Here is a 16,561-nt window from a genome sequence, read left to right on the forward strand (position 1 = left end):
CTAGAGCGCAGATCCTTCCCTTTGCTTTTCTTGTTCCGACGGGGTTGGCGTGTGGTTGAAGACAAAGGCCGTTCTGCAGGCCTCTTCACCTCCCAGTTCGGCAATCTTTTTGCGTTGATCTGCAAAGGCGCGTGTGTTGACCTCTTCGGGGTCACATATTTCGCGCAGACGGCGTTCGCCTTCGACCAATTCCACTTGAACTTCGGGGTCGTTAACCCTGTCGATGGCGCGATTGACCTGTTCATGCGGGTCCGATGCAAGATCGAACAGCTGGGGGTCATGCCCGACGTAATAGACGTATTTCCACTTGCCCCAGCGCACCATGAAGCTGCCGGTTTTTGATCCTCCGTCATGGTATTCGCTGAACCCGGTTCGATCGGGATCATCGGGTGCCGTGGCCAGATCGATAAGCGAAACGCCCGGTTGATCCGTATTGCCTGCATCATCAGGAACACCGCAGACATCCCGCGCTGTCGCTGCAATGTCCGTCAGGTTCGTGCAGGTCGAGACTTGCTTGCCGTGGGGAATACCGGGTCCGGCTAGGATCATCGGAACTCCGGCGCTGGCCTCATACATCACCTGTTTGGTCCAGAACCCCTGATCGCCCATCATGTCGCCATGGTCTGAGACATAGACAATCACCGTGTTATCGGCCTGACCGCTGTCCGTCAGAGCCTTTAGGATACGCCCTACACAATCGTCCATGAACGATGTCAGGCCGTAATACGCGGCCTTGGCTTCGCGCACCTTCTGTTCATCAAAATAGGCATCGTAGTTGAAGAATGACGCGATATTCTGCAGCTCTGCATGATCAGGTAGCCCTTGGCCATAGCCCACCGGCAGGTCCATTTCCGCAGGATCGTAGAGGTCGTACCATTCCTTGGGACAAGTCAGCGGATAGTGCGGACTAACCAAAGACACAAAGGCCACCCAGGGTGTCTCGTGACGTTTCGGATCGGTCAGCCATGCCTCAGAAGCGGCGGTTATATCCAGATCATAGTCAGTATAGGTACTGGATCCGATGCCAACATCACCCGCCAGTTCGGCGGCTGAATCGTATGCGGGTGGGTTCTCGCGCAATAGGCCCACGGCCCAACCGATTCCTCCGACGACGTGCATGGGGAATACTTCCTGCGAGAATCCGTTGTCATCCTCGGTTGAGCGAAAATGCAGTTTACCGATCGACACGACCTCGCGCCCGGCGTCCCGCAGTTGCCGCATCCAACTGCGCGGTTGGCCGTCATAGGGTGTCGCGCTGTCCCAATTTCCGGTCGTGTGCACCCAGTCTCCGGTGGCCAGGGCCGCGCGGGTGGGGACGCACATCGGTGATGGCGTATAGGCCGAGGTGAACATCGTACCCCGGGCCGCCAGGGCGTCCAGATTGGGGGTTTTGACGATCTGATGACCGGCACAACCCATCGCGTCCTTACGGTGTTCGTCTGAAATGATGACCAGAAAGTTCAATTCGTCTGCTCCTTGATCGCTGCATTGAGCCTAGCACCGATCCATCGACGGAAGGTTTCAACTTGCGACAACTGAGTCGCTTTCCGGCTTTGACTTGCAGTGCTTCAGCAGAATCGCTATAGAGCACGCGTCTAAACAAGGGCGGTCAACGTCCGGATGACGTATCTGAGCAGGGCCGGGTTACCTCGGCCCTTTGTGTTTGTGTAGTCAGATGCGCACCGGATCACGCCTGAAGGCATCATGAAACAAGACCGGCGGAAACAACCGCTCGGCCAGCAAAAACGTATGTAAAGGAAAACAACGCCACATGGCTAACGCATCCATGGAGGAATTCGAAGCCCTCCTTAATGAAAGCTTCGAAATGGACACGCCCGAAGAGGGTTCTGTTGTCAAAGGTAAGGTTCTGGCGATCGAAGCCGGCCAAGCCATCATCGACGTAGGCTACAAAATGGAAGGCCGCGTTGATCTGAAAGAATTCGCAAATCCCGGCGAAGCCCCTGAAATCGCTGTAGGTGACGAGGTCGAAGTCTACCTGCGCGCCGCAGAAAACGCCCGTGGCGAAGCTGTCATCTCGCGCGAGATGGCCCGCCGCGAAGAGGCATGGGACCGTCTGGAAAAAGCATACGCCGACGACCAGCGTGTCGAAGGTGCAATCTTTGGCCGCGTCAAAGGTGGCTTCACTGTCGATTTGGGTGGCGCAGTTGCGTTCCTGCCCGGCTCGCAGGTTGACGTTCGCCCCGTGCGCGACGCTGGCCCGCTGATGGGTCTGAAGCAGCCGTTCCAGATTCTGAAAATGGACCGTCGCCGTGGCAACATCGTTGTTTCGCGTCGCGCAATCCTGGAAGAATCGCGTGCCGAACAGCGTGCCGAAGTTATCGGCAACCTGTCCGAAGGTCAGACCGTCGAAGGTGTTGTCAAGAACATCACCGAATACGGTGCATTCGTTGACCTGGGCGGCGTTGACGGTCTGCTGCACGTCACCGACATGGCATGGCGTCGCGTGAACCACCCGTCCGAGATCCTGACGATTGGCGAAACCATCAAGGTTCAGGTCATCAAGATCAACAAGGAAACCCACCGCATCAGCCTGGGCATGAAGCAGCTGCAGGAAGATCCGTGGGATCTGGTTGCTGCCAAGTACCCGCTGGGCTCGGTCCATCAGGGTCGCGTCACCAACATCACCGACTACGGCGCGTTCGTCGAGCTGGAAGCCGGTGTCGAAGGTCTGGTGCACGTGTCCGAGATGTCCTGGACCAAGAAAAACGTCCACCCCGGCAAGATCGTTTCGACCAGCCAGGAAGTCGACGTCATGGTTCTGGAAATCGACGGCGCCAAGCGTCGCGTGTCTCTGGGCCTGAAGCAGACTCAGCGCAACCCGTGGGAAGTGTTTGCAGAAACACACCCCGAGGGCACCGAGGTCGAAGGCGAAGTCAAGAACATCACCGAATTCGGTCTGTTCATTGGTCTCGAAGGCGACATCGACGGCATGGTTCACCTGTCGGACCTGTCTTGGGACGAGCGTGGCGAGGATGCCATCCAGAACTACCGCAAAGGCGACATGGTTTCGGCCGTTGTCTCGGAAGTTGACGTGGAAAAAGAGCGTATCTCGCTGTCGATCAAAGCCCTGGGCGGCGACAAGTTCGCCGAAGCCGTGGGCGGCGTGAAGCGTGGCTCGGTCATCACCGTCGAAGTCACCGCGATCGAAGATGGCGGCATCGAAGTGGAATACGAAGGCATGAAGTCCTTCATCCGCCGCTCCGACCTGTCGCGTGACCGTGCCGAACAGCGCCCCGAGCGTTTCTCGGTCGGTGACAAGGTCGACGTCCGCGTCACCAACGTCGACAGCAAGACCCGCCGTCTGGGCCTGTCGATCAAAGCACGCGAGATCGCCGAAGAGAAAGAGGCCGTGGAACAGTATGGTTCCTCCGACTCGGGCGCATCGCTGGGCGATATCCTGGGTGCAGCGCTGAAATCGGGCGACTAAGCCCGGGCCTCAGCCTTAGCCGAATTTACGGCCCCGCGTATCTGCGCGGGGCCGTTTTTGTTGCGAATCAATATGTTCCAAAATTTGGGCTTATTCCGGGTGTCGTTCATGCTTTTGCCGGGTATTTCACGCTCACAAGCAAAAAAACGCGTGACTTGGTGCGAAAATGAAGGCTTTGCACACAGAGTTTACGTTCCCCCGATCACGGTTTTTTCCTATACTGTCCAAATAAATAGACATGGCTAACCGGTCGCCTGGGAGGGTAACGCTTATGATCCGTTCAGAACTGATTCAGAAAATCGCCGACGAAAACCCGCATCTGTATCAACGCGACGTCGAGCGGATCGTGAATACCGTGTTCGAAGAAGTGACGGATGCCATGGCCCGTGGTGACCGTGTGGAGCTGCGTGGTTTCGGTGCCTTTTCGGTAAAACAGCGCGACGCGCGCGTTGGCCGCAATCCGCGCACCGGGGAAACTGTTCAAGTCGAAGAAAAATGTGTTCCATTTTTCAAAACTGGCAAGTTGCTTAGGGACCGATTGAACGGTAAAGCCTAAGGCATGATACGCTACCTTCGATATGCTTTTCTGGCGATCCTCGGGATCGTGCTCATCTCCGTCTCGCTGGCCAACCGCGAAACGGTTGAACTGACCTTGATGCCCGAGGCATTTGCCGAGCTTTTGGGCTTTAATCTCAGCACGTCGCTGCCACTGTTCGTTGTGGTGCTGGGCGGTGTGGTTGCGGGCCTGATCATCGGCTTCCTGTGGGAATGGCTGCGCGAGCATAAGCATCGCCGCGACGCGTCGACAAAGAAAAGCGAAGTCCGCAAGCTTGAGCGCGAGGTCAAGAAGCTCAAGAAAAAGCAGAACGAAGGACAGGACGAAGTTCTGGCACTGTTGGACGAGGCCAGCTGAGGCCCTTTTATGTCTGATGTATCCGTCAAAATCTGCGGTTTGACCGCCCCTGATCATGTGCGCGCAGCGGTGGATGCCGGTGCGCGTTATGTCGGGTTTGTCTTCTTTCCCAAATCGCCGCGCCATCTTGAGATCGCGACAGCGTCAAAGCTGGCCCATCTGGTGCCCGCAGGAGTCGCCAAGGTCGCGCTGACGGTGAATGCGACGGATGAGGAACTGGACCGGATCGTGGCCAATGTGCCGTTGGACATTTTGCAATTGCACGGCAAGGAAAGCCCGGATCGGGTGGCCGAGGTTCGCAATCGGTTTGGCTTGCCTGTGATGAAGGCCATCGGTGTGGCCGAGGCGGAAGACCTTGCTGCGATTGATCTTTATTCCGAAGTTGCCGACCAGTTGCTGATCGACGCCAAGCCGCCACGTAACGCGGAACTACCGGGCGGTAATGGTCTGGCTTTTGACTGGCGTCTGTTGGCGGGACGCAAATACTGGCAGCGTCCATGGATGCTGGCCGGAGGGCTTACGCCCGACAACGTCGCCGAGGCGATCCGCATGACCGGTGCACGGCAGGTCGATGTGTCGTCAGGCGTCGAAAGTGCGCCCGGCGTTAAGGATGCGGTGTTGGTTCAGGCCTTTATCGACGCAACCCGGTGATCTGATCGACCGGCATCCGCGTATCCCCGGTAGGGGAGGACGCAATCATGCTGGCGGCAATCGGCGGAGTTTCATTGAAACGGTGGTATTATGGGCCGGAGCTTTTTTGGCGGGCCCATCAAGCATTGCTACAGGCGCGCGGTGATCCGTTGTGCCTGCACGCCAGTGTGTTCCCGCATCAGGGTTTGTATTTCTCGCTGAGCGTCTGGCATGACCTCGAAGCGATGCTAACCTTTGCTCAGTCCGGCCCCCACCGCCGCGTGGTGCAGGTGGCGTCGCGGCTGGCAGAGGTGAATCAGTTCTACCATTTTCCCTGCATTGCCGTGCCCAGTAACCAGCAGGCGCTGCAGGTTTGGGCACAGCATGTTGAAGCGGCGGAATGATACGTTTTGCCATGGCAAATCCCGTCGCCACCACCTATGAACAACGGGTACGACGAGGGAGACACCCATGGCCAACGATCTTTTCAATTCCTTCATGTCCGGCCCTGACGAAAAGGGCCGTTTCGGCATATTCGGCGGGCGGTTCGTCAGCGAAACGCTGATGCCTTTGATCCTGTCGCTGGAAGAAGAATATGAAAAGGCCAAGGATGATCCCACCTTCTGGGCCGAGATGGACGATCTGTGGGCGAACTATGTGGGTCGCCCCTCGCCGCTGTACTATGCGGAGCGCCTGACCGAGCATCTGGGCGGTGCCAAGATCTACCTGAAGCGCGATGAGCTGAACCACACCGGCGCACATAAGATCAACAACGTGTTGGGTCAGATCATTCTGGCGCGCCGCATGGGCAAGACCCGGATCATCGCCGAGACCGGAGCCGGTCAGCACGGCGTGGCGACCGCTACCGTCTGCGCCAAGTTTGGCCTGAAATGTGTGGTCTATATGGGCGCGCATGACGTGCAGCGTCAGGCACCCAACGTGTTCCGTATGCGACTGCTAGGGGCCGAAGTGATCCCGGTGACCTCGGGCCGTGGCACCCTGAAGGACGCCATGAACGACGCGCTGCGCGATTGGGTGACCAATGTGCGCGACACGTTCTACTGCATCGGTACCGTTGCCGGTCCGCACCCCTATCCTGCGATGGTGCGTGACTTCCAGTCGATAATCGGCAAGGAAGCCAAAGAGCAGATGATGAAGGCCGAAGGCCGTCTGCCGGATACGCTTATCGCGGCCATTGGTGGTGGCTCGAACGCAATGGGCCTGTTCTACCCGTTCCTCGACGACAAAGACGTTAACATCATCGGCGTTGAGGCTGGTGGTAAGGGCGTGAACGAAAAGATGGAGCATTGTGCCTCGCTGACCGGTGGCCGTCCGGGCGTACTGCATGGCAACCGCACTTATCTGCTGCAGGACGATGACGGCCAGATTCTGGAAGGTTATTCGATCTCGGCCGGTCTGGATTATCCGGGTATCGGGCCTGAGCATTCGTGGCTGCACGACATTGGCCGCGCGAACTATGTCTCGATCACCGACAAAGAAGCGCTTGAGGCGTTCCAGCTGTGCTGCGCAACCGAAGGTATCATCCCGGCTCTGGAACCGTCCCATGCGCTGGCCCATGTGATGAAAATCGCCCCCGAACTGCCCAAGGATCACCTGATCTGCATGAACATGTGCGGACGCGGCGACAAAGACGTGCAGACCGTGGCCAAATATCTGAACTTCGACATGTCGGATACCGAAGGCCGCACGGCCGATTGACCAAGCGGTAAATTTTGAAATTCTGAAAAGAGCGGCGCGCCTTTGACGGGTGAGCCGCTTTGTTTTTGTCGCGCGGCGTTTTCGAATATTGCGCAACTGGGTAATTTTGTTGCGTGCTCGCCACAGGTGCATTTTAGGGTTGCAGAAAATTATTGAGCGAATCCAGCACCTTCGCCTAAACCCGCCGCTACCGGTCACAACGGGCCGGACCCTAGCGGGCAGAGGTGATCACTCTCCCGGTGCGGACGGCGCTGCCGAAACCGTATGCCAGGGCCGAAACCGAGGATTGGTACATGCTTTGTAGCTCAGTTGGATAGAGCGGCAGGTTTCCCATCTGTAGGAGAAGGTTCGACTCCTTCCAAGGCACCAAATGTAGCTCATTCTGGTTAGAGCAATCGACTGCAAATCGAAGGGTAGCGGGTTCGATTCCCGCCATTTGACAAAGCTGTTCAGTCAGCACCGGCCTTCCACGCCGGCCCGTGAAAACGGTCCAAAACATATGGGTCCGGGTGTTCCCCAGCAGGGGCGGCACCGCGCAACGTCAGACTTTGGTCGGGCGGGGCAGGGACCTTCGCTGCTCTGGCCTTGGGCCGGAGGGCGGATGACGGTGCCGCCGGATCGGTGCCCCGCTTGACCCTAGGGTTACGCGGCGCATGGGTCCCGCGCCCCTCTCTCTGACCCTCCCGCGCAGGGGCATGGCGCGGGGGATGTCCGGGTCTTTCCCGCCTTCAACCGAGGGCTTCACACCTGTCACCCGTTCGGGGTGCAACCCACTGAAAACATGAAAAGGAGTTCGCATTTGCGACGACGATAGAGCGAGACGAAAAGGAGAAATGATATGACACTGTTCCAAGATCTGATTGACCGGCTGACCGGCCACCGGCGGCTGACCATGACCGAGACCCAGCGGATGCTGGTCCTGCGCAACGGGGTGTTCGATGCAATCCTCGGCCCCGGGAAACACCGGCTGCTGCGCAAGGATGTGCTGACCGAAATGCACGATCTGGAGAAGCTCTTTTTCGTGTCGCCCTACGAGCGGGCGCTGATGCAGAACCGGCCTGAACTGGCGGCCAAGCATCTGACCGAGTTCCGGGCCGAGCCTGACGAAGTTCTGGTTCTGCTGCGGGATGGGCTGCCTGTTCGGGTGCTGAACCCCGAAGCACGGGCGATTGTCTGGAAGGCTGCAGGGCCATGGAAGGTCGAACATCACGCGCTGACCGAAACCATGGCCGTTTCCAAAGCAGTCGCACAGCGGCTGGTGCGGGCCGGGCTGCGGTTGAACCTGACGCAGGCCGAAGTTGCCGAAGGGCATACCGGGCTGCTGACGGTGGACGGGGTGCTGGTGGATCAACTGACCCCCGGTGCGCACGCCTTCTGGAAAGTCGGGTGGAATGTTGAGGTCAAGCAGATCGACCTGCGGCAACGCACCCATGAGGTGACAGGGCAAGAGATCCTGACCAAGGACCGGGTGGCCATTCGGGTCAACCTCAACGCTGATTACCGGGTCGTTGATCCGGTCACGGCGGTGGGGGCGGTCAAGGACTTCGATCAGGCCCTGCACCGGGCGCTGCAACTGGCGTTCCGGAAGACCTTGGGCGCGATGACGCTGGACCGGCTGCTGGCCGAGAAAGTGACCTTCGACACCGAGGCTGCGGATCGGGTGCGGACGCAGATGGCCGGGATCGGTATCGAAGTGGGTGAGATCGCGTTGAAAGACGTCATCCTGCCCGGGGAGATGCGGGAGATCCTGACCGCCGTGGTCGCCGCCGAGAAACAGGCCGAGGCCAACGTTATCCGGCGGCGGGAAGAAACCAATGCCACGCGGTCCCTGCTGAACACCGCAAAGGTGATGGCGGAAAACCCGGTGATGCTGCGGTTGAAAGAGCTGGAAGCTCTGGAAACCATCGCTGGGAAGGTCGAACGGCTGACGGTCCATAACGGGACCGAAGGGCTGATGTCCGACCTCGTCAAACTGCGGGAGTAATCCCGAATAAGGGCCGGTCCGGGGTTTTCCGGGCCGGTCCGTCTATTCAGAAGCGGCGTTTTCTTTCAGAAGGCGCAGCGGAACGATCTCAAGCGCCCTCTGATGGGTCGCCTCAAGATGCACCTTCGGGGCGCAGCCTTCGTCATGGGCCTGCAGAAAGCGTGCTGCGCATAGGCACCAACTGTCACCTGGGTTCAGGCCCGGAAAATTGAACTCGGGGCGCGGGGTGCTCAGGTCGTTTCCGACATATTTTGAAAAGGCCAGAAATTCAGCCGTCATCACTGCGCAAACTGTGTGGCTGCCCTGATCCTCAGGGCAGGTGTTGCAGGCCCCGTCACGAAAAAAACCGGTCAGCGGATCACGGGAACAGGGACTGAGCACACCGCCCAAAACGTTGATACTGTCTTGTTTTTGCATGAGACCACTTTACAGGCTTTGAGCGATCTTGCGGAACATTTCTACGTTTGCCTCGTTAATCCCGGGATCGCGGAACTTGCGATCTGCCCCGGTTGTGACGATCAATACGCCGCGCGGTTGGTCGAAATAGATATACTGACCGTAAACGCCACGGGCCAGAAACTCGCCCTCATGCGCGCCAAGAGGGATCCACCATTGATAGCCATAGCCAATTTTGCCAGGTGCGGTTGGGGCGCTGGGCAGGACGGATTCGGCGATCCAGTCCGCAGGTACAAGCTGCTGCCCGTCATGCACGCCGTTTTGCAGGATCATCTGACCAAAGCGCGCAAAATCGCGCGTAGTGAAGTTTAAACCACCCAGCACAAACGCAACCCCAGCACCGTCGGTCACGTAATATCCGTCGTGTTCAAGGCCCAAGGGCTGAATGATCTTTTCGGCCAGCAAATCTGTCACACTGCGCCCGGTGGCGCCGCGGATCACCATGCCGAGGACATGTGTGTCAATCGACACGTATTGCCAGGTCTCGCCCGGTGTGGCGAAACTGTTTTGCAGTGAGGCAGCAAAATCGTCCAACTCTCCGCCCAAGGCGATGACGCGCCCCATACGGTTGATGTCTGAATTGGGATCGAAATAATCCTCGTTGAAGGTGACGCCGCTGGCCATGTTCAACACGTTGCGGACCGACGCGCCGTCATAGGCGGTGCCTTCCAACTGCGGCGCATATTTCACCACCGGATCGTCCAGCGAGTCGATGGCGCCCTCGGCCAGTAGGATGCCGAACAGGGCGGACAGATAACTTTTGGCCACCGACCACGAAATCCGGCGATCCTCGGGTGCAGTGCCCAGATAGTATTCTTCGAACCGGATCTGCCCGTCCTGCATCACCAGAAGAGAGGTGACTGCACGATCCTCGATCCATCCATCGGTGCCCTCGGGCAGGTCAAAGCCTTGGCCATAGGGCAGTTCCCAGGTCGGTCCATCGCCGCGCGGCAGGTCGACCGTCAGGAATGCTTCGTTCATATGAGAGAAATTGTGAACGATCTTTTCTTCGGAAAACAAAGAGTTGACGGCCATCAGGCGCTGCAGTTCTTCGCGTTTCCAGAACCCGACAACGACCGCAGCCAGTACCAGCATCAAAACGATGCGCAGCACCCATTTCAGCAAAACTCTCATATGTCGCCCCTCCTATCCGTACCGCATTGGAGCGTGCCCGACGCTGTTCTTCAATTGGAACGTTACGGCAAGGTCACCCGCTCTATTTGAACTTGTCCAACAGCTTTTGCATGGCCGAGCGCGCGTCGACCTCGGGTTCAGGGGCGGGCTTGGTGGTTGGTTTGGATGCCTCAGCCGGAGATTTTGATGACCGGGGCGGGGCCGTGCGCAGGGCGACAGCATTCATGAACTTACCGCCATCCCCGTTAGCTAGGTAAACTGCGCCGTCCGACACACCGCGCAGTACGTCGTCCAGCCAGTCGGTATCGGCCTTGGCAAAATCGCCCAGAACGTATGGCGAGACCATTTCCTTTCGGCCCGGGTGGCCAATCCCCAGCCGCACCCGATCATAGGCCGGGCTGATATGTTCGTGGATCGAGCGCAGCCCGTTGTGCCCGGCATGTCCACCGCCCGCCTTGACGCGCACCTTGCCGGGAGCAAGGTCCAACTCGTCATGAAAGATGGTCACGTCGGTCGAGTCGAGCTTGTAGAACCGCATCGCCTCACCCACGGACTGACCTGAACGGTTCATGAATGTCTGCGGTTTGATCAGCAGCACTTTTTCGCCACCCAGTCGACCTTCGGCGATCTCAGCCTGAAACTTGGATTTCCACGGGCCAAAGCCGTGATCCTCGGCAATGCGATCAACGGCCATAAAGCCAATATTGTGCCGGTTGCGGGCGTATTTCGATCCCGGGTTCCCCAATCCGACAAACAGTTTCATAGTCTCGTCCTTGTGCCTTGCAACATGTGCAGGTGGTTGATGGCATGGAATGCCACCGGTTTTCCAGCCCGGGTGCGCCAAAAGAAAACGGGGCCCGAAAAAGGCCCCGTTTCCAAATCCGAAATGTTAGGTCCGGACTTATTCTTCTGCTTCTTCCTGGCCGACGACTTCTACTTCGTCTGCGGCGACTTCTTCGCCTTCTTCCTCATCGTCGGTCGACAGGCCTGTAGGTGCCGAGATGTTGGCGATCACGAAGTCACGGTCGATGGTCGGCTTGGTACCGGCCGGCAGCTCAACCGAGGAAATAGTGACAACGTCGTTGATGTTCAGACCGGTCACGTCAACGGTGATCTTCTCAGGAATGTCACCTGCGGTGCACATCAGTTCGACTTCAGGACGGACAACGGTCAGAACGCCGCCCTTTTTGATGCCGGGCGCTTCGTCTTCGTTGATGAACTCAACCGGGATGAACAGCGCGATCTTGGTGGTCCGACGCAGGCGCATCAGGTCCAGGTGGGTCGGCAGATCTTTGACAATGTCACGTTGAACGTCGCGGCAGATGACGCGGACGTCTTCGTGGCCTTCAACCTTCAGGTTCCACAAGGTCGACTTGAACCGGCCTGCTTTCAGACGCTTGAACAAGACGTTGAACGGGATCTGGATCGGCAGCGGCTCTTTGTCACCACCAAAAACAATGCCCGGAACCATGCCGTCGCGGCGCGCTTGACGAGCGGCGCCCTTGCCTGTCCCCGTCCGTTCCAGAGCTACGAGATCCGGAATCTCTCCAGCCATGATAAATTCTCCAATGTTAGGGCGGGCATCCTCCAAGGCTGTATGCCCGCGTGAAGCCGCGTCCTTATCTCGATTCATTGGGTTTGGAAAGGGGTTTTTGTTCTGTTTGGGTCAAAGAACTCTCATTGCTGCCAGCGACCACCAAAGTCTTCGGGAACCAGCAGATTGTGACGCCCCAGGTCGCCCACATTGCGTTCGCCGCACAGCGCCATGGTGGTGTCGAGTTCCTTGTGAATGACGTCCAGCGCAGTGGTGACGCCTTTCTGGCCCATCGCCCCCAGCCCATAGACGAAAGCGCGACCGATATACGTGCCCTTGGCTCCCAGCGCCAACGCCTTTAGCACGTCCTGACCCGAGCGGATGCCGCTGTCCATATGAACCTCGACGTCGCCGCCGACGGCGTCCATGATCTGCGGTAGCATCCTGATGGAGCTAAGCGCACCATCCAGCTGCCGCCCGCCATGGTTTGATACGACAATGGCATCGGCCCCAAGTTTCGCCGCCATTTTGGCGTCTTCGGCGTCCAGAATGCCTTTGAGGATGACTTTGCCGCCCCATTGTTCCATCAGCTTTTCGACCTTCGCCCAGTCGAGGCTGGGGTCGAACTGTTCAGCCGTCCACGCGCCCAGGGACGAGGTGTCTGAGATGCCCTCGACATGGCCGACGATATTGCCGAACTCGCGCCGCTGCGCCCCAAGCATTTCAATGCCCCAGGACCATTTGGTCATCAGGTTTGCAACTGTCTTTGCGGTCAGTTTCGGCGGTGCGGACAATCCGTTTTTCAGATCCTTGTGTCGCTGGCCCAGGATTTGCAAATCCAACGTAATGACCAAGGCCGAGCATTTCGCGTCTTTGGCGCGCTGGATCAGACGGCTGACATAGTCCTGATCCTTCATCGTATATAGCTGGAACCAGAAGGGTTTTGACGTATGCTCGGCCACGTCTTCGATCGAATTGATCGACATGGTCGACAGGGTAAAGGGTACGCCGAACTCTTCAGCGGCTTTGGCGGCTTTCATTTCGCCGTCCGCGTGCTGCATGCCCGTCAATCCAACCGGTGCCAGCGCGACCGGCATCACAACATCTTCTCCGATCATCTGCGACGCGGTGGACCGTCCCGCCATGTCTACGGCAACCCGTTGACGCAGCCGAATATCCGAGAAATCCGAGCTGTTGTCGTGAAACGTCTGTTCGGTCCAGCTGCCGCTTTCGGCGTAATCATAGAACATCCGCGGGACGCGGCGTTCATAGATGCGTCGAAGATCTTCGATTGTTGTAATAACAGCCATGTTCGGGCGCTTTCGCTACTTTGGTCAGATTTTTATGCCAATTTCTAACATTTCCGACACCGACGTCCAGATATCAAAAAAACCGCAGAACGATTGAGGCGTGCTGCGGTTCCGATTATAGGTATGAGTGACCGAAAGATCAGGCGGAATGCGCGCCGTCGGCCAGTGTTTTCACAAAGTCCAGAACCTCGGCCACAGGCTTGCCTGCTCCGATCTGACTGACGATGGCCGAGCCGACAACCGCGCCGTCTGCAACGCTGGCGATGGCTTTGGATTTCTCCGGTGTGTTGATGCCGAAGCCTACGATAACGGGCAGGTCTGTCGCGGATTTGATCCGGGCCACTTCGGGACCGACATTCGTGGCCTGCGCCTCGGCTGCGCCAGTGATGCCGGTGATCGAGACATAATACACAAAGCCCGAGGTGTTCTGCAGAACGCGGGGCAGGCGTTTGTCATCGGTGGTCGGCGTCGCCAGACGGATAAAGTTCAACCCGGCGGCTTGGGCTGGCAGGCACAGTTCCTCATCCTCTTCCGGTGGCAGGTCGACGACAATCAGACCATCAATGCCAGCGGCCTGCGCATCGGCCAGAAAGGTTTCGACGCCTCGGCTGTAAATCGGGTTGAAATAGCCCATCAGAACAATCGGGGTCGTGTCGTCGGTTTCACGGAACATCCGGGCCAGGTCCAGCGTACGTTGCAAGGTCATGCCACCGTCCAAGGCTCGCTGTCCGGCGGCCTGAATGGTCGGGCCATCTGCCATGGGATCGGTGAACGGCAAACCCAATTCGATTACGTCCACACCAGCGCCGGGCAATCCTTTGACCACCTCAAGCGAGGTCTCATAGTCGGGGTCCCCCGCCATGATATAGGCGACAAAAGCCTTTTTCCCTTCGGCCTTCAAGGCGGCGAACTTGGCGTCGATACGGGTCATCGGATGTCCTTGCAGTCAGGTTTCGACCCGATGTGCAGAAACTTTCGCCGAAAATCAATCCCGCTTGGGCATATGAGGTCAGAACGACTTGTGAAACCGCAGGAACGCTGAGTTGACGCCGGGGTTGTCATCGTGTGTGCTGGCATTCGAGATGTGGGTGACTGCAAAGGAAACTTTGTTACCGTTGTTCAACTTATATCCCAGGCCCAGCAGACTACGGATCTGGAACCCTCCGCCCAGATCGTTGTCATCGTCCCCTTCGGAATAGTAGCCGGGCATGACGCTGCCTTCGACAAACCACCGGTTAGCAAATGAGTAGATACCAACCGGACCGACGCCCAGATGAAAGTCGCCTGCTCCGTCCACAGTCGCTGCAACACCCCAGGTGGCGTCGAACCGTTGGGCGTCATAAAACGGGCTATGCTGGTATTCCAAGGAAACCACAGCTTGGTCGTCTGCCCCGCTATTCGAAAACTCGGCGTATCCGGCACCGAAGATCAGGGATTGAGCTTGTGCGGAGGGGGCTGCTGCCAGCAGCACGATTAAAACGGCAACGGATTTCATGGTCTATATTCACTGTCTCTACTATTCTACCTGCTACTTGGTGACATTAGGTCGCAGTTTTCAATCCGGGCAAGCTCACAATTATCCAACGATTTTGTGATGTTGCATTTTGGACTTGCCTTTCCGAACGCTCAGTGACTTGCGCATCTACCCTTTGCCGCCTAGAAGCTGCCGTCGAATGGCATCAGGAGGCCGCTATGGGCTTTAAAATGGGAATCGTGGGTCTGCCGAATGTGGGCAAGTCGACCCTCTTTAATGCGTTGACCAAAACCGCCGCCGCGCAGGCAGCGAATTTCCCGTTCTGTACCATTGAACCCAATGTGGGGGATGTGGCCGTGCCTGATGATCGTCTGGACAAACTGGCGGCCATTGCAAGCTCGAAGCAAATCATCCCGACACGGATGACCTTTGTGGACATTGCCGGGCTGGTCAAAGGTGCGTCGAAAGGTGAGGGGCTGGGCAACCAGTTTCTGGCAAACATCCGCGAAACCGACGCCATTGCCCATGTGTTGCGCTGTTTCGAAGACGGCGACGTGACCCATGTGGATGGCCGTGTCGACCCCGTGGCCGATGCCGATACGATCGAGACCGAGCTGATGCTGGCCGACCTGGAAAGCATCGAAAAGCGCCGCGCCAATCTGGTTCGCAAGCTCAAGGGCAACGACAAAGAGGCGCAGCAGCAGGACCGCCTACTGGCCGAGGCACAAGCCATGCTGGAAAGCGGCAAACCTGCGCGTCTGGTCGAAGTGTCGGACGAGGACTCCAAAGCCTGGAAGATGCTGCAGTTGCTAACCACCAAGCCGGTTCTGTACGTCTGCAACGTGTCCGAGGAAGAAGCTGCCGAGGGCAATGAATACTCAGCCAAAGTGGCCGATATGGCCGCTGAGCAAGGCAACGCGCATGTTATCATCAGCGCCAAGATCGAAGAGGAAATCAGCCTGCTGGAAGAGGATGAGGCACAGATGTTCCTCGAGGAGATGGGTTTGGAAGAACCCGGCCTCGACCGTCTGATCAAAGCTGGTTACGACCTTTTAAAGCTTGAGACTTATTTCACCGTCGGCCCGAAAGAGGCCCGTGCCTGGACCATTCGCACCGGCACCGCCGCACCGCAGGCCGCTGGTGTGATCCATGGCGACTTCGAAAAAGGCTTTATCCGCGCCGAGACCATCGCTTATGACGACTTTATCTCGGCCAATGGCGAGCAGGGCGCGAAAGAGGCGGGCAAGATGCGGGCCGAGGGCAAGGGTTACATCGTCAAAGATGGCGACGTGATGCATTTCCTGTTCAACACTTGAGCCATTTCGGAGTGTCGTATCACGAGCTGCCCGCCCTCTGACAAACGGCGCTAGTTTTCTTCTCCCAGCTCCTGCCTCAGGGTGAAGTAGTCCCAGACGACCCAGCTCTCTGCGATCTTTCCATCGGCAATCCGGTCGATCTGAACACCTGTCCAGTCAACGGGACGGTTCGACGCCGGCAGGCCAAGATAGGTACCTTCTAGAGTGCCGTAAAACCGCCAATGCGTGGACACGCGGTTGCCTTCGGCAATCTGTCCGAAAATCTCGACCTTCAGATCGGGGAAGGCTTTGTGGTTTTCCGCGACTATACTTGCCCAGGTTGCCAGATCGACGCTCCCGGTGCCGCCAGTGGCCAGTGGAGCCTGATGGTTTTGGTAACCGTCGGCAAAAATTGACACGTCAATAGTGGACTCTGCGGCCCACATTTCAACAGCCTGTCGTGATAGGTTTTTTGTTGCAGAGTCATCATCTTGTTGAGCCATCGCGTTTCCTCCTGCCGTAATTGTCAGTAGTAGTGTTAATGCCGAAATATGTGTTGCCAAACCAATGTGCTTTCCGGTCATCGGCTTCCTCCGTCCGTGATGCCGTCATCGGGCTAGGATAATGCACCCATTGCAATGTGGGAAAGTGCGGTCTGTGGCTT

The 16,561-nt window shown here is 57.8% G+C and carries 17 protein-coding genes and 2 tRNA genes; 10 read left to right on the top strand and 9 right to left on the bottom strand.

What is annotated here, in order from left to right; genetic code table 11:
* Positions 1-1,464 carry a sulfatase family protein gene (locus ACR0DT_RS08715; protein ID WP_480710351.1) on the bottom strand — a complete coding sequence of 488 codons (1,464 nt, stop codon included), beginning with the start codon at positions 1,462-1,464 and terminating at the stop codon, positions 1-3.
* Positions 1,465-1,771: 307 nt separating this feature from the next.
* On the opposite strand from ACR0DT_RS08715, the gene rpsA reads away from it, so the two are divergent.
* From rpsA to ACR0DT_RS08760, 9 genes are all read left to right on the top strand, one after another.
* The gene (gene rpsA / locus ACR0DT_RS08720) at positions 1,772-3,448 is read left to right on the top strand and encodes a 30S ribosomal protein S1 (protein ID WP_039532111.1); all 1,677 of its coding nucleotides are present in this window, start codon (positions 1,772-1,774) and stop codon (positions 3,446-3,448) included.
* A gap of 271 nt (positions 3,449-3,719) precedes the next feature.
* Complete coding sequence (gene ihfB / locus ACR0DT_RS08725; protein ID WP_037310872.1) at positions 3,720-4,004, top strand: integration host factor subunit beta; 285 nt, start codon at positions 3,720-3,722, stop codon at positions 4,002-4,004.
* Positions 4,005-4,007: 3 nt separating this feature from the next.
* Positions 4,008-4,361, top strand: coding sequence for a lipopolysaccharide assembly protein LapA domain-containing protein (locus ACR0DT_RS08730; RefSeq protein ID WP_170362442.1), 354 nt, complete (start codon positions 4,008-4,010; stop codon positions 4,359-4,361).
* Positions 4,362-4,370: 9 nt separating this feature from the next.
* On the top strand, positions 4,371-5,012 hold the full coding sequence (locus ACR0DT_RS08735) for a phosphoribosylanthranilate isomerase (protein WP_480710352.1): 642 nt from the start codon (positions 4,371-4,373) through the stop codon (positions 5,010-5,012).
* Between the two features lie 47 nt (positions 5,013-5,059).
* A complete protein-coding gene (locus tag ACR0DT_RS08740; RefSeq protein WP_480710353.1) occupies positions 5,060-5,395 on the top strand; it encodes a hypothetical protein in 336 nt (111 codons plus the stop codon).
* A gap of 67 nt (positions 5,396-5,462) precedes the next feature.
* Positions 5,463-6,710: a tryptophan synthase subunit beta gene (gene trpB / locus ACR0DT_RS08745; protein WP_480710354.1), complete on the top strand. Its 1,248-nt coding sequence runs from the start codon at positions 5,463-5,465 to the stop codon at positions 6,708-6,710.
* A 294-nt stretch (positions 6,711-7,004) separates the two neighbouring features.
* Positions 7,005-7,077, top strand: a tRNA-Gly gene (locus tag ACR0DT_RS08750).
* Positions 7,077-7,151 (top strand) — tRNA-Cys (locus ACR0DT_RS08755). The genes ACR0DT_RS08750 and ACR0DT_RS08755 overlap by 1 nt, the downstream gene beginning before the upstream one ends.
* A 397-nt stretch (positions 7,152-7,548) precedes the next feature.
* Complete coding sequence (locus ACR0DT_RS08760; RefSeq protein WP_480710355.1) at positions 7,549-8,694, top strand: slipin family protein; 1,146 nt, start codon at positions 7,549-7,551, stop codon at positions 8,692-8,694.
* 42 nt (positions 8,695-8,736) lie between these two features.
* Here the strand turns inward: ACR0DT_RS08760 and ACR0DT_RS08765 are convergent, their stop codons facing one another.
* The 7 genes from ACR0DT_RS08765 to ACR0DT_RS08795 all read right to left on the bottom strand — a co-directional run bounded on the left by ACR0DT_RS08765 (position 8,737) and on the right by ACR0DT_RS08795 (position 14,623).
* Positions 8,737-9,111 carry a DUF2237 family protein gene (locus ACR0DT_RS08765; protein ID WP_480710356.1) on the bottom strand — a complete coding sequence of 125 codons (375 nt, stop codon included), beginning with the start codon at positions 9,109-9,111 and terminating at the stop codon, positions 8,737-8,739.
* 9 nt (positions 9,112-9,120) lie between these two features.
* A complete protein-coding gene (locus ACR0DT_RS08770; RefSeq protein WP_480710357.1) occupies positions 9,121-10,284 on the bottom strand; it encodes a serine hydrolase domain-containing protein in 1,164 nt (387 codons plus the stop codon).
* An 82-nt stretch (positions 10,285-10,366) separates the two neighbouring features.
* A complete protein-coding gene (gene pth, locus ACR0DT_RS08775) occupies positions 10,367-11,047 on the bottom strand; it encodes an aminoacyl-tRNA hydrolase (protein WP_480710358.1) in 681 nt (226 codons plus the stop codon).
* A 138-nt stretch (positions 11,048-11,185) separates the two neighbouring features.
* Positions 11,186-11,839 carry a 50S ribosomal protein L25/general stress protein Ctc gene (locus ACR0DT_RS08780; RefSeq protein WP_480710359.1) on the bottom strand — a complete coding sequence of 218 codons (654 nt, stop codon included), beginning with the start codon at positions 11,837-11,839 and terminating at the stop codon, positions 11,186-11,188.
* A gap of 122 nt (positions 11,840-11,961) precedes the next feature.
* Positions 11,962-13,128 (bottom strand): alpha-hydroxy acid oxidase, encoded by a 1,167-nt coding sequence (locus tag ACR0DT_RS08785; RefSeq protein WP_480710360.1) that lies wholly within the window; start codon positions 13,126-13,128, stop codon positions 11,962-11,964.
* Between the two features lie 139 nt (positions 13,129-13,267).
* Positions 13,268-14,059: a tryptophan synthase subunit alpha gene (gene trpA, locus ACR0DT_RS08790; RefSeq protein ID WP_480710361.1), complete on the bottom strand. Its 792-nt coding sequence runs from the start codon at positions 14,057-14,059 to the stop codon at positions 13,268-13,270.
* A 78-nt stretch (positions 14,060-14,137) separates the two neighbouring features.
* Positions 14,138-14,623: an acyloxyacyl hydrolase gene (locus ACR0DT_RS08795; protein ID WP_480710362.1), complete on the bottom strand. Its 486-nt coding sequence runs from the start codon at positions 14,621-14,623 to the stop codon at positions 14,138-14,140.
* A 197-nt stretch (positions 14,624-14,820) separates the two neighbouring features.
* Here ACR0DT_RS08795 and ychF point away from each other — a divergent pair, with 197 nt between their 5' ends.
* A complete protein-coding gene (gene ychF / locus ACR0DT_RS08800) occupies positions 14,821-15,918 on the top strand; it encodes a redox-regulated ATPase YchF (protein ID WP_480710363.1) in 1,098 nt (365 codons plus the stop codon).
* Between the two features lie 50 nt (positions 15,919-15,968).
* Here ychF and ACR0DT_RS08805 read toward each other — a convergent pair whose 3' ends face one another.
* Positions 15,969-16,481 (bottom strand): ester cyclase, encoded by a 513-nt coding sequence (locus ACR0DT_RS08805; RefSeq protein ID WP_480710364.1) that lies wholly within the window; start codon positions 16,479-16,481, stop codon positions 15,969-15,971.
* Between the last annotated feature and the right edge of the window lie 80 nt (positions 16,482-16,561).

The sequence above is a fragment of the Ruegeria sp. BI11 genome, assembly GCF_056538005.1.

Bases quoted from the DNA above. Each gene is read 5' to 3' on its own strand.
- trpA (WP_480710361.1), bottom strand. From the start codon at position 14,059: ATGACCCGTATCGACGCCAAGTTCGCCGCCTTGAAGGCCGAAGGGAAA.
- ACR0DT_RS08780 (WP_480710359.1), bottom strand. From the start codon at position 11,839: ATGGCTGGAGAGATTCCGGATCTCGTAGCTCTGGAACGGACGGGGACA.
- ACR0DT_RS08735 (WP_480710352.1), top strand. From the start codon at position 4,371: ATGTCTGATGTATCCGTCAAAATCTGCGGTTTGACCGCCCCTGATCAT.
- ACR0DT_RS08795 (WP_480710362.1), bottom strand. From the start codon at position 14,623: ATGAAATCCGTTGCCGTTTTAATCGTGCTGCTGGCAGCAGCCCCCTCC.
- ACR0DT_RS08740 (WP_480710353.1), top strand. From the start codon at position 5,060: ATGCTGGCGGCAATCGGCGGAGTTTCATTGAAACGGTGGTATTATGGG.
- ACR0DT_RS08730 (WP_170362442.1), top strand. From the start codon at position 4,008: ATGATACGCTACCTTCGATATGCTTTTCTGGCGATCCTCGGGATCGTG.
- ychF (WP_480710363.1), top strand. From the start codon at position 14,821: ATGGGCTTTAAAATGGGAATCGTGGGTCTGCCGAATGTGGGCAAGTCG.
- pth (WP_480710358.1), bottom strand. From the start codon at position 11,047: ATGAAACTGTTTGTCGGATTGGGGAACCCGGGATCGAAATACGCCCGC.
- rpsA (WP_039532111.1), top strand. From the start codon at position 1,772: ATGGCTAACGCATCCATGGAGGAATTCGAAGCCCTCCTTAATGAAAGC.
- trpB (WP_480710354.1), top strand. From the start codon at position 5,463: ATGGCCAACGATCTTTTCAATTCCTTCATGTCCGGCCCTGACGAAAAG.
- ACR0DT_RS08765 (WP_480710356.1), bottom strand. From the start codon at position 9,111: ATGCAAAAACAAGACAGTATCAACGTTTTGGGCGGTGTGCTCAGTCCC.
- ACR0DT_RS08785 (WP_480710360.1), bottom strand. From the start codon at position 13,128: ATGGCTGTTATTACAACAATCGAAGATCTTCGACGCATCTATGAACGC.
- ihfB (WP_037310872.1), top strand. From the start codon at position 3,720: ATGATCCGTTCAGAACTGATTCAGAAAATCGCCGACGAAAACCCGCAT.
- ACR0DT_RS08770 (WP_480710357.1), bottom strand. From the start codon at position 10,284: ATGAGAGTTTTGCTGAAATGGGTGCTGCGCATCGTTTTGATGCTGGTA.
- ACR0DT_RS08805 (WP_480710364.1), bottom strand. From the start codon at position 16,481: ATGACCGGAAAGCACATTGGTTTGGCAACACATATTTCGGCATTAACA.
- ACR0DT_RS08760 (WP_480710355.1), top strand. From the start codon at position 7,549: ATGACACTGTTCCAAGATCTGATTGACCGGCTGACCGGCCACCGGCGG.